The 13,049-nt window shown below is 67.1% G+C and carries 11 protein-coding genes and 2 other RNA genes; 7 read left to right on the top strand and 6 right to left on the bottom strand.

Annotation, left to right across the window (positions count from 1 at the left end; translation table 11 throughout):
- Positions 1-107 precede the first annotated feature (107 nt).
- The 3 genes from groL to ACCQ07_RS02705 form a co-directional block, all read right to left on the bottom strand.
- Positions 108-1,748: a chaperonin GroEL gene (gene groL, locus ACCQ07_RS02715; protein WP_011346211.1), complete on the bottom strand. Its 1,641-nt coding sequence runs from the start codon at positions 1,746-1,748 to the stop codon at positions 108-110.
- Positions 1,749-1,883: 135 nt separating this feature from the next.
- Positions 1,884-2,171 (bottom strand): co-chaperone GroES, encoded by a 288-nt coding sequence (locus tag ACCQ07_RS02710; RefSeq protein ID WP_003483210.1) that lies wholly within the window; start codon positions 2,169-2,171, stop codon positions 1,884-1,886.
- Positions 2,172-2,369: 198 nt separating this feature from the next.
- A non-coding RNA gene (locus tag ACCQ07_RS02705) (sX9 sRNA) lies at positions 2,370-2,439 on the bottom strand.
- A 140-nt stretch (positions 2,440-2,579) separates the two neighbouring features.
- Here ACCQ07_RS02705 and ACCQ07_RS02700 point away from each other — a divergent pair.
- The gene (locus ACCQ07_RS02700) at positions 2,580-4,370 is read left to right on the top strand and encodes an endonuclease (RefSeq protein ID WP_014089225.1); all 1,791 of its coding nucleotides are present in this window, start codon (positions 2,580-2,582) and stop codon (positions 4,368-4,370) included.
- A gap of 4 nt (positions 4,371-4,374) precedes the next feature.
- On the opposite strand, the gene ACCQ07_RS02695 is transcribed toward ACCQ07_RS02700, so the two are convergent.
- Positions 4,375-4,449: non-coding RNA, sX9 sRNA (locus ACCQ07_RS02695), on the bottom strand.
- Between the two features lie 384 nt (positions 4,450-4,833).
- Here ACCQ07_RS02695 and cutA point away from each other — a divergent pair.
- The 6 genes from cutA (at position 4,834) to accC (ending at position 11,166) form a co-directional block, all read left to right on the top strand.
- Positions 4,834-5,166 carry a divalent-cation tolerance protein CutA gene (gene cutA, locus ACCQ07_RS02690; protein WP_008571855.1) on the top strand — a complete coding sequence of 111 codons (333 nt, stop codon included), beginning with the start codon at positions 4,834-4,836 and terminating at the stop codon, positions 5,164-5,166.
- A gap of 5 nt (positions 5,167-5,171) precedes the next feature.
- The gene (locus ACCQ07_RS02685; RefSeq protein ID WP_372363761.1) at positions 5,172-7,487 is read left to right on the top strand and encodes a protein-disulfide reductase DsbD family protein; all 2,316 of its coding nucleotides are present in this window, start codon (positions 5,172-5,174) and stop codon (positions 7,485-7,487) included.
- 835 nt (positions 7,488-8,322) lie between these two features.
- Complete coding sequence (gene aroQ / locus ACCQ07_RS02680) at positions 8,323-8,769, top strand: type II 3-dehydroquinate dehydratase (protein WP_041469344.1); 447 nt, start codon at positions 8,323-8,325, stop codon at positions 8,767-8,769.
- A gap of 96 nt (positions 8,770-8,865) precedes the next feature.
- Entirely contained in the window at positions 8,866-9,354 is a 489-nt protein-coding gene (gene accB, locus ACCQ07_RS02675; protein ID WP_008571858.1) for an acetyl-CoA carboxylase biotin carboxyl carrier protein, read from the top strand.
- A 77-nt stretch (positions 9,355-9,431) separates the two neighbouring features.
- On the top strand, positions 9,432-9,809 hold the full coding sequence (locus tag ACCQ07_RS02670) for a four helix bundle protein (protein ID WP_228885150.1): 378 nt from the start codon (positions 9,432-9,434) through the stop codon (positions 9,807-9,809).
- On the top strand, positions 9,799-11,166 hold the full coding sequence (gene accC, locus ACCQ07_RS02665; protein WP_008571860.1) for an acetyl-CoA carboxylase biotin carboxylase subunit: 1,368 nt from the start codon (positions 9,799-9,801) through the stop codon (positions 11,164-11,166). Before ACCQ07_RS02670 ends, accC begins: the two co-directional genes overlap by 11 nt.
- A 369-nt stretch (positions 11,167-11,535) precedes the next feature.
- On the opposite strand, the gene ACCQ07_RS02660 is transcribed toward accC, so the two are convergent.
- Entirely contained in the window at positions 11,536-11,901 is a 366-nt protein-coding gene (locus ACCQ07_RS02660) for a hypothetical protein (protein ID WP_011346207.1), read from the bottom strand.
- Positions 11,898-12,827 carry a hypothetical protein gene (locus tag ACCQ07_RS02655; protein WP_372363759.1) on the bottom strand — a complete coding sequence of 310 codons (930 nt, stop codon included), beginning with the start codon at positions 12,825-12,827 and terminating at the stop codon, positions 11,898-11,900. The genes ACCQ07_RS02660 and ACCQ07_RS02655 overlap by 4 nt, the downstream gene beginning before the upstream one ends.
- Positions 12,828-13,049 lie beyond the last annotated feature (222 nt).

Below are 13,049 nucleotides of genomic sequence, written 5' to 3'. Positions count from 1 at the left end.
CGGCCGCCGGTCATCGGCAACTGCCGCGTGCCTGCGCAAGTGACGCGCATAAAAAAACCCCGCCGTTGGGCGGGGTTTTTTTGCTGCAACAGCCGAAGTGGCGTGGATCAGAAATCCATGCCGCCCATGCCGCCCATGCCACCGCCGGCCGGCATCGCCGGCTCGTCCTTCTTCGGCGCATCGGCCACCATCGCTTCGGTGGTGATCATCAGGCCGGCGATCGAGGCGGCGTTCTGCAGTGCCGAACGGGTCACCTTGGTCGGGTCCAGGATGCCGAATTCGACCATGTCGCCGAACTCGCCATTGGCGGCGTTGTAGCCGTAGTTGCCGCTGCCTTCCTTGACCTTGTTCAGGATCACGGACGGCTCTTCGCCGGCATTGGCCACGATCTCGCGCAGCGGGGCTTCCATGGCGCGCAGGGCGATCTGGATGCCGTGGGTCTGGTCTTCGTTGGCGCCCTTGAGCTCGCCCACGGCCACCAGCGCACGCACCAGGGCCACGCCGCCGCCCGGGACCACGCCTTCTTCGACGGCTGCACGGGTGGCGTGCAGGGCGTCTTCGACGCGTGCCTTCTTTTCCTTCATTTCGATTTCGGTCGAGGCGCCGACCTTGATCACTGCAACGCCACCGGCCAGCTTGGCCACGCGCTCCTGCAGCTTCTCACGGTCGTAATCGGAAGAGGTGTCTTCGATCTGGGTCTTGATCTGGCCCACGCGCGATTCGATCGCCGCGGTGTCGCCGGCGCCGTCGATGATGGTGGTGTTTTCCTTGGAGACCTGCACCTTCTTGGCGCGGCCCAGGTCCTTGATGGTCGCCTTCTCCAGCGCCAGGCCCACTTCTTCGGAGATCACGGTACCGCCGGTCAGCACGGCCATGTCTTCCAGCATCGCCTTGCGACGGTCGCCGAAGCCCGGTGCCTTGACGGCCACGACCTTGACGATGCCGCGGATGGTGTTGACCACCAGGGTCGCCAGCGCTTCGCCTTCGACTTCTTCGGCCACGATCAGCAGCGGCTTGCCGGCCTTGGCCACGCCTTCAAGCACGGGCAGCAGGTCACGCACGTTGGAGATCTTCTTGTCGTGCAGCAGGATGAACGGGTCGTCCAGGTCGGCCGACTGGCTCTGCTGGTTGTTGATGAAGTACGGGGAGAGGTAGCCGCGGTCGAATTGCATGCCCTCGACCACGTCCAGCTCGTTTTCCAGGCCCGAGCCTTCTTCAACGGTGATCACGCCTTCCTTGCCGACCTTCTTCATCGCCTCGGCAATGATGTTGCCGATCGACTCGTCCGAGTTGGCCGAGATGGTGCCGACCTGGGCAATCGCCTTGTCGTCGGTGGTGGGCTTGGAGATGTTCTTCAGCTCGACGACCGCAGCCTTGACGGCCTGGTCGATACCACGCTTGAGGTCCATCGGGTTCATGCCGGCGGCCACGGCCTTGGCGCCTTCGCGGATCAGGGCCTGGGCCAGCACGGTGGCGGTGGTGGTGCCGTCGCCGGCGTTGTCGTTGGTCTTGGACGCGACTTCCTTGACCATCTGCGCGCCCATGTTCTCGAACTTGTCAGCCAGTTCGATTTCCTTGGCGACGGAAACGCCGTCCTTGGTGATGGTCGGCGCGCCGAAGCTCTTCTCGAGCACGACGTTGCGGCCCTTCGGGCCCAGGGTGGCCTTCACGGCATTGGCAAGCACGTTGACGCCACGAACCATGCGGGTACGTGCGTCTTCACCGAAACGAATGTCTTTAGCAGCCATTGGTTGTTACTCCGGGATTTGAGATTGGGGATTGGGGATTGGCTAGAGCGGGATCCGGAGGAGAGGCGGATTGGTGCGGCAAGCCGCGGTGACCAATCCCGAATCTCGACTCCCGAATCCCGCCGGCAACGGCTATCAGCCGATGACGGCCAGGATGTCGTCTTCGCGCAGCACCTTGTACTCGACGCCTTCGGACTTGTAGCTGCTGCCGGCGTACTGGCCGTAGATGACCTTGTCGCCAACCTTGACCACCGGCGCGCGCAGGCTGCCGTTGTCCAGCGGCTTGCCGGCGCCGATCGCGACGACTTCACCCTTGGTGGACTTTTCCTTGGCGGAGTCCGGAATCACGATGCCGCCGGCGGAAACTTCGTCGGCTTCGATCGGCTTGACTACAACGCGGTCGTGAAGCGGCTTGATGCTCATAGAGAGAAGACCTCTTAAGTGTTTGATTGGCCTGGAAATTATCGGCGATGTTAGCACTCGCACATGACGACTGCCAGCACAGCGCGCGGAAAAAACCCGACAAGCGGGTGCGGGCCAGAGATTGTGCTGCGCGGGCGGCTTTCAAGGGCTGGCGGCAAAAATTTTTCGCCGACCGCTTCTCTCCGAACCGCCGAGGGCAGCCGACAAAACGGAGCGAGCGGTTGTCAGGTGGGCGCGGACATCGCGGAGGAACCGGAATGGAGTGCATGCCCACGGGCACCGGGCGCGCCCACCTGGCAGGCGTATAGCGGTCTGGTCCAATGCTCTAGAAATGGAACCAGGTTCCATCGCCTGTCATGCGCGCGCCTTACAGTCGGGAACGCATTCCCCGATCACAAGGAGCTGTCGATGAGGTTGCCGTCCCGTTTCGTGTCCCTGCGTTGCACCCTTCCCCTGGCCTGCGCGTTCGCGCTCGGTGCCACCTCCGCCAATGCGGCGGTCTTCATCAACGAACTGCACTACGACGACGCGGGCGCCTCCGGCGACAGCGGCGAGGGGGTGGAAGTGGTGGCCACTGCCGGCGAATCGCTGAGCGGTTACCGCATCTACCTGTACAACGGCAACAGCCCCAGTGCGGCAGTGGTGTACGCCAATACGGCGGTGCCGGCCGGCACGGTGGTCAGCTGCGGCAGCCAGGTGCGTATGGCCACGGTGAGCTATGCCAGCAACGGCGTGCAGAACGGCCCCAACGACGGCGTGGCGCTGGTCGACCCCAACGGGCAGCTGGTGCAGTTCCTCAGTTATGAAGGCGCCATCACCGGCAGCGGCGGCCCGGCGGCCGGCGTGACCAGCCAGAACCTGCCGGTGAGCGAGAGCAACAGCACCGCGGTCGGCAGTTCGCTGCAATTGACCGGTACCGGCAGCAGCGCGGCCAACTTCAGCTGGGCCGGCTCGGCGGCGCAGACCTTCGGCGCCTGCAACCGCGGCCAGACCTTCACCGGCAGCGACGGCGGTGGAAGCACCGGTGCTCCCACCATCAGCAGCACCACACCAACGCAAGGCGCCACCGGCTTTCCGGCTGCCGGCGATCTGGCCGTGGGCTTCAGCGAAGCGGTGACGCTGGGCAGCGGTGCGTTTGCGCTGAGCTGCGCCAGCTCCGGCAACGTGGCGCTGACATACCCGACCAGCGGCAACCGCTTCACCCTGTCCACCAACACCGCGCTGGTCGGCGGCGAGCGCTGCACGCTGGCCATCACCGCCAGCGCCATCCGCGATGCCAGCGGCCTGAGCCCGGCCGCCAACCAGTCCATCGCCTTCACCGTGGCCACCGCCAGCGGCGGCGGTACCGGGTACTACGCGCGGGTCAATACCGCCAGCGCCAGCCAGCTGCGCTGCTCGTTGCACGCCACCATCAAGGGGCACACGGTCTACCCGTACAGCGGCAGCGGCACCAGCACCTGGACCATCCTGGAAATGGCCGACGAGGATCCCAACAACAGCGGCCGCATCCTGGACGCCTACCGCAACCGCAGCTACGCCAAGGTCAGCGACCGCGCCGGCACCGGCAGCGGGCTCACCTACAACCGCGAGCACACCTGGCCCAACTCGCTGGGCTTTGGCAGCGCCACCGGCGACCGCGGCCTGCCGTACGCGCCCTATACCGACACCCACATGCTGTACCTGACCGACACCAGCTTCAACGCAGACCGCGGCAACAAGCCCTATGCCACCTGCACCAGCAGCTGCGGCGAGCGGGCGACCGAGGTCAACGACGGCAGTGGCGGCGGCAGCGGGCGATATCCGGGCAATTCCAACTGGGTCCGCACGCCCGACGGCAACAGCGGCACCTTCGAGGTGTGGGGCCGGCGCAAGGGCGACATGGCGCGCGCGGTGATGTACATGGCCATCCGCTATGAAGGCGGGCTGGATGCGGCCACCGGACAATCCGAGCCGGACCTGGAGCTGACCGACGACCGCAGCAAGATCGTGCAGACCGCGGCCTCGCCGGCCTACATGGGCCTGCTCTCCACCCTGCTGGCCTGGCATCAGGCCGACCCGCCGGACGATGCCGAGCGCGCCCGCAACGAGGTGATCTTCAGCTTCCAGGGCAACCGCAACCCGTTCGTGGATCACCCCGAATGGGCCACCGCCAGCCTGTTCAACTCGGCCAAGCCGGCCAGTTGCCAGCTGGCCAACTAAGACCGGCTCACGCACGTCGCGCGCAGTCGCCAGGCGGGGTGAACGGCACGCTCGGAACCGCACTGTACGCGTGGTACATGCCGATTCCGGGCCCGCCGCACCCGCCTGGCGGCAAGCGCAACCGTGTTGCCTGTTGGCCTGGGCTGCACCGGCCGGGCGGGTGAGGCGCGGGGCCCGGAGCAGATCGCGCCGGGCGCCTTGCCCCAACCGGTGACGCCGGGCGTCTGTACAGACGGCATGCGTTGCCTGCAGGCGCCACGGCATTGATCCCCCATTGGCCGAACCCGGGTAGCCGCCCTGCCGTGCACGGCAGGGCGCAAGCGAACCCGGAACCATCCAAGGCGCCGCGTGCTGACCGCAGGGTCGCTTGAGCACGCCATCTCACCGGGGCCACGAAGTTAACGTCTTGTTCCGGAATCGGCGGTCGATCCCCCGCAAACAGGGGATTACACTGCCGGGTCCAATGAGCGCACCTTCCCTCCATTTGTTAGTGAGCACCTGCCCGGATACCGACAGCGCCGAGCGCATTGCGCAGGCCTTGCTCGACGAACGGCTGGCCGCCTGCGTCACCCTATTGCCCGGCGTGCAATCGCTGTACCGCTGGAAGGGCGCGATCGAGCGCAGCACCGAGGTGCAGTTGCTGATCAAAACCTGGGACGACTGCCTGCCCGACGCCATCGCGCGGCTGCAGGCCTTGCATCCGTATGAACTGCCGGAGGCGGTCGCTGTCCAAGCCAGCGCCGGGCTGCCGGCGTATCTCGATTGGGTCCGGGCCGAAACCCGCAAGGAATTCTGACGTCCATGAAGTCTCTGTCCCGCTGGATCGCCCGCTGCGCGCTCTTGGCCGCCCCCTTGCTCGCCGCGCCGCTGGCGGTACTGGCGCCCGCCCCCGCGCAGGCCGCCGTAACCGAAGCCGACCTGCTGCCGGTGGACCAGGCCTTCGCGCTGAGCGCCACCGCCGACAGCCGCGACCGCATCGCGCTGAATTGGAAGATCGCACCGGGCTACTACCTGTATCGCCACCGCATCAGCGTCAAGGCCGGAAAGGGGTTTGCCGCGGGCGAACTGGCGCTGCCGGAAGGCGAGAGCAAGCACGACGAGTTCTTCGGCCAGGTGCAGACCTACCGCAAGCAACTGCAGGCCACCCTGGCCGGCAAGGCCGACCCGGCAGTGCAGACCGCCGTCCTGCAGGTGCAGTACCAGGGCTGCGCCGATGCCGGCGTGTGCTATCCGCCGCAGCGGCGCGAAATCCGCCTCGACCTGCCCGCGGCCGATGCCACCGGGGCGCAGGCCACCGCTGCGCCACGCGAGAACCTGGGCGCGCTGGTGCCACGCAACGCCGCCCCGCGCCTGTTCGGCGCCTCCGGCCAGACCGCCGGGGTGGACGCCTTGCCGCTGCCAGCCGAGCAGGCGTTCAATTTCGAAGCCATCGTCGGCGACGGCAACAGCCTGCTGCTGCGCTTCACCCCGGCGCCAGGCTATTACATCTACCGCGACCGCACCTCGCTGGCCCTGGAAGGCGCCAGCGGCGTGCGCACCGGGCTGCCGCGCTGGCCGCAAGGCAAGGCCCACCGCGACGAACACTTCGGCGATGTGGTGGTGTATTTCGACCAGGCCGAAGTGACCTTGCCGCTGCTGCGCGACCACCCTGACCCGGCCCACGTGACCCTGGTGGCCACCTTCCAGGGCTGCCAGACCGACGGGATCTGCTATCCGCCGATGACCCGCCGCGTCGCCCTGGATGTACCGGCCGGCACCGTGTCGCCGCAGAACCAGGCGCAGGCCGCGCCGTTGATGATTTCGCCGCTGGCCGCCGGTCAGGCACCGGTCGAGCCGGCGCCGGCCGCCAGCACGGCCGTCCCGGTCGCCGATGCCTCGGCCGGCAACCCGGAGCGCACGCCGCCGCCGCATGCCGACAAGGGCCTGCTGGGCATGCTGGTGCTGGCCCTGCTTGGCGGGTTGGTGCTGAACCTGATGCCCTGCGTGCTGCCGATCCTGTCGCTGAAGGTGCTGGGCCTGGCGCACAGCGGCGAGAGCCGCAGCCACGCGCGCAGCCATGCCATCTGGTATTCGCTGGGCGTGCTGGTGTCCTTTGCCGCCATCGGTGGGCTGGTGATCGGCTTGCGCGCCGCCGGGCAGGCCGCCGGCTGGGGCTTCCAGCTGCAGCAGCCGTGGTTCGTCGCGGCGCTGGCGTATCTGATGTTCGCGGTGGGGCTGAGCCTGTCGGGCGTGTTCACCTTGGGCACCAACCTGGGCGGCATCGGCCAGTCACTGGCCGCGCGCAACGGGCCGCTGGGCGACTTCTTCACCGGCGTGCTGGCCTGCGTGGTCGCCAGCCCCTGCATCGCGCCGTTCATGGGCACGGCACTGGCCTACGCCTTCACCGCGCCCGCGCTGCTGGCGATGCTGGTATTCCTGGTGCTGGGCCTGGGCCTGGCGCTGCCGTTCCTGCTGATCGGCTTCGTGCCTTCGCTGGCGCGGCGCCTGCCCACCCCCGGGGCGTGGATGGAAACGCTCAAGCAGGTGCTGGCGTTCCCCATGTATCTCACCGCGATCTGGCTGCTGTGGGTATTGGGCAAGCAGCGCGGCGTGGATGCGCTGGCCTTGATGCTGGTCGGCGCCACCCTGCTGGCCCTGGGGCTGTGGTGCTTCGAGCGCAGCCGCTGGAAGAGCCACCGCCTGGGCATGGGCCTGGCCACGACGATGCTGGTACTGGCGCTGGTGCCGGTGGTCGCGGTCACGCGCCTGAGCCTGCCAGCGGCCACCGCGGCCGAGGGCGTGGTGGCGTTCTCGCCGCAGTTGCTGGACCGCCTGCGTGCCGACAACCGCGTGGTCTTCGTCAACATGACCGCCGATTGGTGCGTGACCTGCAAGGCCAACGAAAAGAACGTGCTGAGCAGCGCCGAATTCCGCGACGCGTTGCGCCGCGTCGATGCGGTCTACATGAAGGGCGACTGGACCAATGTCGACCCCGCCATCAGCACCTTCCTGGACCAGCACCAGGCCGTCGGCGTGCCGCTGTACGTGGTCTACGGCCCCGGCGCCCCGCCGGCGATCCTGCCGACCGTGCTGACCGGCGCGATTACCGAAGACGCCTTGCTGCGCGCTGCGCGGTAAGGCGCGCCTTCGCTGCGGCCGGTGGCCTGGGCGGCCGTCTGTTGGCGGGCCAGGCCGAAGATTTTGCGAACCGTGTGGGCCGACACCCGCGCCACAGGCGTGTTGCGACAGGTCCAAGCGCGGGTTTAGCCCCTCCTGGCCGGGGTCTGCACGCCCCGCGCTGCTGGCGCCCTGCAGACCTGACTGGCCGATGTTGGCATGCGCATAGGTGGCGTCAGGCTGCGCGCGGCCTCGCCTGTTCGGTGCCCCTGGCACCTCCAACGCCTTGATGCATGCGATGCGCAGCAGGCGACCGTGGCCGCGGCCTGCACGGCGGGAAGCTGCAGGAAGCGAGGCAACAGAGGGGGGCGATCGCGCTGATCGCCCTTCATCTGGCACGCCGGCCGTTCCGGCCCGACGCCACGTTGTTGGGAGCCTGCATCTGCGCGCAAAACGCAGATCGCGGCCCTGCTGCAAATCACCTCCTGCGCGCTTGCAATGAACAAGCCGGGCACTCACCGAATTGCTGCCGCCGGCACAACATTCCGACGCCCGACAGGAGAGGATGCCGCCAGCAGCCGTTGCCGCGTAACCGGCCGGGACGGCTGCCTCCATCGCGCCAGGCGCAAACGCTGCGCTCCGGATGCGCACGGCCAGCTGCCGGTTCCGCTCGCAGCGGTCCGGGCGATTCAAGGCCGGCACGATGACCTCCGGCACGCCATTGCCCGCCGCCATTAGCCACCGCCCAAACCATTCGAAATTTAAAACAATCGTTTTAAACAGACCTAAGTTCGTCGAACTGGACAGCATCGGCGACATCGCGCAGACTTCCGGCCTTTCCGCTCTTCCGGATCCCATGGCCCATCTGCTGCTGTTGCATGGCCCCAACCTCAACCTGCTCGGCGCCCGCGAGCCGGAGGTCTACGGGCGTACCACGCTGGCGCAGATCGATGCGGCCCTGGTGGACCGCGCGCAGGCGGCCGGGCACGTGCTGCACTGTCTGCAGTCCAATGCCGAGCACGTGCTGGTGGAGCGCATCCACGCCGCGCGCGAGGACGGCACCGCCTACATCCTGATCAACCCGGCCGCCTTCACCCATACCTCGGTGGCGCTGCGCGATGCGCTGCTGGGCGTGGGGCTGCCGTTCGTGGAAATTCATCTGTCCAACCCGCACGCGCGCGAGCCGTTCCGGCACCACAGCTATCTCAGCGACAAGGCCGACGGGGTGATCTGCGGCTTCGGCGCCGACAGCTACCGGCTGGCGCTGGAAGCGGTGATCGCGCGCCTGGAGCGCGACGCATGACCCCTGCCGCATGACCTCGGCCAGCGCGCTGGCGTCCTGATCCCATTCCGCCGGCATCCGCCGGCACTCCCCACCGTTTCACTTCCAGAGGCCCTTATGGATCTCCGCAAAATCAAGAAACTGATCGACCTGCTCGAAGAATCCAATCTCGCCGAAATCGAGATCAAGGAAGGCGAAGAAAGCGTGCGCCTGGCGCGCGTACCCAAGGGCGCGGCCATGCTGAGCGCCCCGGTGCAGCAGCAGTACGCGCCGGCCCCCGTCCAGGCGCCGGCCGCCGCGGCCACCATGCCGATGCAATCGCCCACCGAAGCCTCCACCGGCGGCGCCAAGCAGGCCGCCGCACTGCCGGAAGGCCACGTGCTGCGCGCCCCGATGGTCGGCACGTTCTACACCTCGCCCTCCCCGGACAAGCCGGCGTTCGTCACCGTCGGCCAGCAGGTCAAGGTCGGCGATACCCTGGCGATCATCGAGGCAATGAAGATGTTCAACCCCATCGAAGCCGACGCCTCCGGCACCATCGTCGCCATCCTCGGCGAAACCGGCCAGCCGGTGGAATTCGACCAGCCGTTGTTTGTGATTGGCTGAAGCGCCGGGATTCGGGAATCGTGATTCGGGATTCGCAAGAGCGACCACACGAGCGCCTGACGGTGTGGCGCGACGCGATGTCGCTCGTCGAAGCGATCTATCGCCTGAGCCACGACTTTCCTGATTCCGAACGCTTTGGGCTGACGGCACAGATGCGCCGCGCCGCGATCAGCATTCCATCCAACATTGCCGAAGGAGCTGCACATCGCTCCACGGCCGAGTACCTGCGCTATCTCTCGATGGCGCGTGGTTCGTTGGCGGAGCTGGACACGCAGCTGCAGATCGCAACACGACTGCAGTTCGCATCGCCCGATGCGGCAATTGCCGACTTGCTGAATCGCACGTTTGCCAAGCTCAACGCATTGATCCGCTCGTTGGAAAAGTCGCGACATCTCCGCGAACCCAGCGCCTTTTACGAATCCCCAATCCCGAATCCCCAATCCCATGCTCGATAAAGTCGTCATCGCCAACCGAGGTGAAATCGCGCTGCGCATCCTGCGCGCGTGCCACACGCTCGGCATCCGCACGGTCGCGGTGCATTCCACGGTCGACCGTAACCTCAAGCACGTGGCCATGGCCGATGAGTCGGTGTGTATCGGCCCGGCCGCCTCCAGCGACAGTTACCTCAACATTCCGGCGTTGATCGCCGCGGCCGAGGTCACCGATGCGCAGGCCATCCACCCCGGCTACGGTTTCCTGTCGGAAAACGCCGATTTCGCCGAGCGCGTGGAGCAATCCGGCTTCATCTTCATCGGCCCCAAGGCCGACACCATTCGCCTGATGGGCGACAAGGTGGAAGCGATCCGCGCCATGAAGGCCGCCGGCGTACCGTGCGTGCCCGGCTCGGGTGGCCCGCTGGGCGATGACATCGTCGCCAACACCAAGGTCGCGCGCGAAATCGGCTACCCGGTGATCATCAAGGCGGCCGGCGGCGGCGGCGGACGCGGCATGCGCGTGGTGCATTCGGAGGCTGCGCTGAAGGCTGCCATCGAAACCACCAAGTCCGAAGCCAAGGCCGCCTTCAGCAACGATCAGGTCTACATGGAGAAGTTCCTGGAAAATCCGCGCCACGTGGAAATCCAGGTGCTTGCCGACGGCCAGGGCGGTGCGATCCATCTGGGCGAACGCGATTGCTCGATGCAGCGCCGCCACCAGAAGGTGGTGGAAGAAGCGCCGGCACCGGGCATCACCGAAGAACTGCGCAACGAGATCGGCAAGGTCTGCGTGGACGCCTGCATCCGCATCGGCTACCGCGGCGCGGGCACCTTCGAATTCCTGTTCGAGAACGGGCGTTTTTACTTCATCGAAATGAACACGCGTATCCAGGTGGAGCATCCGGTCACCGAGCGCATCACCGGCATCGACCTGGTGTGCGAGCAGCTGCGCATCGCCGCCGGCCACAAGCTGAGCATCAAGCAAAGCGACATCGTGCTGCGCGGGCATGCGATCGAATGCCGCATCAACGCGGAAGATCCGGAAACCTTCATGCCCAACCCGGGCCTGATCACCGCCTTCCATCCGCCAGGCGGCCCTGGCGTGCGTGTGGATACGCACATCTACAGCGGCTACAAGGTGCCGCCGAACTACGACTCGATGATCGGCAAGCTGATCGTGCATGGCCCCGATCGCGAAACCGCGATTGCGCGCATGCGCGTGGCGCTGAGCGAGATGGTGGTGGACGGCATCAAGACCAACATCCCGCTGCAGCAGCGCATCATGCGCGACAAGGGCTTCCAGGCCGGTGGGCAGAACATCCACTACCTGGAAAAGCGCCTGGCCGAGCGCAAGAACAAGTCGATCGCGCTGACCTGATCGCACTTGCCGCCGTATCGATGAAGCAAAAAAGCCCGGGAAACCGGGCTTTTTCGTTGTTCCCCGGTGCATCGCGCCGACACTGCGTCGCGCCGCCAACCCTGTAGCCGGCCAGTCTATGCGTAGGAGCGCACCTGGGCGCGACCGGGCTTACCGATAAAGCCCTGTCGCGCCCGGGTGCGCTCCTACAGAGCCCGAGGGTTCGACGCCCGGATGGCGCAAGCCAGCGCCGGATCCGATCTGCAGACCCTCGGTCGTCTGCACACATGAGAATGACTGAAGCTGCAGCCGCACCTAGCCGCCTTCGCCGCCTGCGCTACCGGAGACGTAGCGGCTGCGGCCGTGTCGATATGTAACGCGCCGCACCCCTCACCGCCGCGGCGCAGGCGCCTGCTGGCTGCCGGGCACCGGCACGATGCCGCTGGCCGATGACGGGTCGACCACGGTCATGGTTTCGGTGGAGCCGTCCGGCCACACCACCTGGAAGGTGGAGCCGGCCGGCAAGGTGGAAAACGGCATGGCACTGCTGGCGCGGTAGACCGCAGCGACCTGGCTTGCGCCCCGCCGTCGCTGCTGTTCGTCGCCGGTAACGCTGGTGGATTTGACCGACAGCGGCTGGTACCGGTGATCGGCGGTATCGATCATCACGATGCTCACTGCCGCCGCCGAATACGCCACGAACAACGCCACCCATAACCAGAACTTGGCGCCGTGCGCCAACCGACGGTAATTCATGACTGCGCTCCCGCATCGGAGACCAATGTATCGACCATCTCATCCACCCTGTCTGCTCCCTGCCGCGGCACCGCGGCATCGAATACGAACGACACGAAATCCTGTGCGCTGTCGCGCGAGCAGATGCCCGCGTTGGCGCAATAACTGGTGACCAAGGTGCTGCTGGCACTGCAATCGAGCCCCAGCCGGCACGCAGCCACTTGCCAGGCCAGCTCGGCGAACTGATCGCCGGCCACATAGCCTTGCAGGCTGTCATCGCCGCTGGCCCGCGCGCCCATCGCCGGGGCCAGGGCCAGATAGGCCTCGGGATCGCGCGAGGCCAGCACGCGTTGCACCAGCGCGCGCTTGTAGCCGGGCGATGCGTGCAACGGTTCGCCCAACGCCAGCATGGCGGCCTCGGCGGCCAGGCTGCCGGCGCGCGCCGCGGCCAGGCGTTGCTGCGCAACCATGCGCGGACTCAGCCCGTCGGTGGGGGCGAAGCCGGCGCAACGCTGCGCCAGGCGCTCGCGTGCGGCATGCATCGCTGCCACTCCCGGCGTGCGTTGCGCGGCGATCCATGCGCTATCGGCGGCATAGCCGGACGGGCTGGCCGCATAGGGCGCGCAGTAATCGTAGACACGGCTCAACCGCCACCCGGCCTGTGCGTCGCCGGCACGCACCTGCTGCTGCAATTGCTGCGCGTAGCGATACAGATCCGGCTGCGCTTCCACCGCATCGCGATGCGGCAGCTGCAACGCGGCGCCGTGCTCGGCCGCCGCGTGCAGCTGCGGTGTGGCAGCGCTGACCGGCGCCACCTGTGCAGCAACCGGCGCTGCGCGGTCAACATCACGCTCGACCGGTTGCGCGCGCACATGCCACCACGCGGCCGCCGCAAGCGCAGCGGGAGCGAGCAGCAGCCAGAGATGGCGGGCACGAGCAAGCGGCATGGATGGCGGCGACCCTGCTGCGGAACCACCCGCAGCGACGGCGCGGAGTCTAGCACCCACCCACGCGCACAGCCGCCGCCAAGCAGACGCTGCCAGTGGAGGTGGCGGGAAGGGGGCGACATGCGTCACGGCCTGAACGGACTGCACGTGAGTGGCGCGCTGCATGCGTTCGGTTGTGCGGTGTGCTGCGCTGTGGTGCTTGCTCTGCCGTGCTGCGTGTTG

Origin of the sequence: Xanthomonas sp. NCPPB 3583 (assembly GCF_041475715.2) — a bacterium.
GTDB classification, from domain to species: Bacteria; Pseudomonadota; Gammaproteobacteria; order Xanthomonadales; family Xanthomonadaceae; genus Xanthomonas; species Xanthomonas euvesicatoria.
This window is presented reverse-complemented; position numbering and strand designations above follow the sequence as displayed.

Bases quoted from the DNA above. Each gene is read 5' to 3' on its own strand.
- groL (WP_011346211.1), bottom strand. From the start codon at position 1,748: ATGGCTGCTAAAGACATTCGTTTCGGTGAAGACGCACGTACCCGCATG.
- ACCQ07_RS02710 (WP_003483210.1), bottom strand. From the start codon at position 2,171: ATGAGCATCAAGCCGCTTCACGACCGCGTTGTAGTCAAGCCGATCGAA.
- ACCQ07_RS02700 (WP_014089225.1), top strand. From the start codon at position 2,580: ATGAGGTTGCCGTCCCGTTTCGTGTCCCTGCGTTGCACCCTTCCCCTG.
- cutA (WP_008571855.1), top strand. From the start codon at position 4,834: ATGAGCGCACCTTCCCTCCATTTGTTAGTGAGCACCTGCCCGGATACC.
- ACCQ07_RS02685 (WP_372363761.1), top strand. From the start codon at position 5,172: ATGAAGTCTCTGTCCCGCTGGATCGCCCGCTGCGCGCTCTTGGCCGCC.
- aroQ (WP_041469344.1), top strand. From the start codon at position 8,323: ATGGCCCATCTGCTGCTGTTGCATGGCCCCAACCTCAACCTGCTCGGC.
- accB (WP_008571858.1), top strand. From the start codon at position 8,866: ATGGATCTCCGCAAAATCAAGAAACTGATCGACCTGCTCGAAGAATCC.
- ACCQ07_RS02670 (WP_228885150.1), top strand. From the start codon at position 9,432: ATGTCGCTCGTCGAAGCGATCTATCGCCTGAGCCACGACTTTCCTGAT.
- accC (WP_008571860.1), top strand. From the start codon at position 9,799: ATGCTCGATAAAGTCGTCATCGCCAACCGAGGTGAAATCGCGCTGCGC.
- ACCQ07_RS02660 (WP_011346207.1), bottom strand. From the start codon at position 11,901: ATGAATTACCGTCGGTTGGCGCACGGCGCCAAGTTCTGGTTATGGGTG.
- ACCQ07_RS02655 (WP_372363759.1), bottom strand. From the start codon at position 12,827: ATGCCGCTTGCTCGTGCCCGCCATCTCTGGCTGCTGCTCGCTCCCGCT.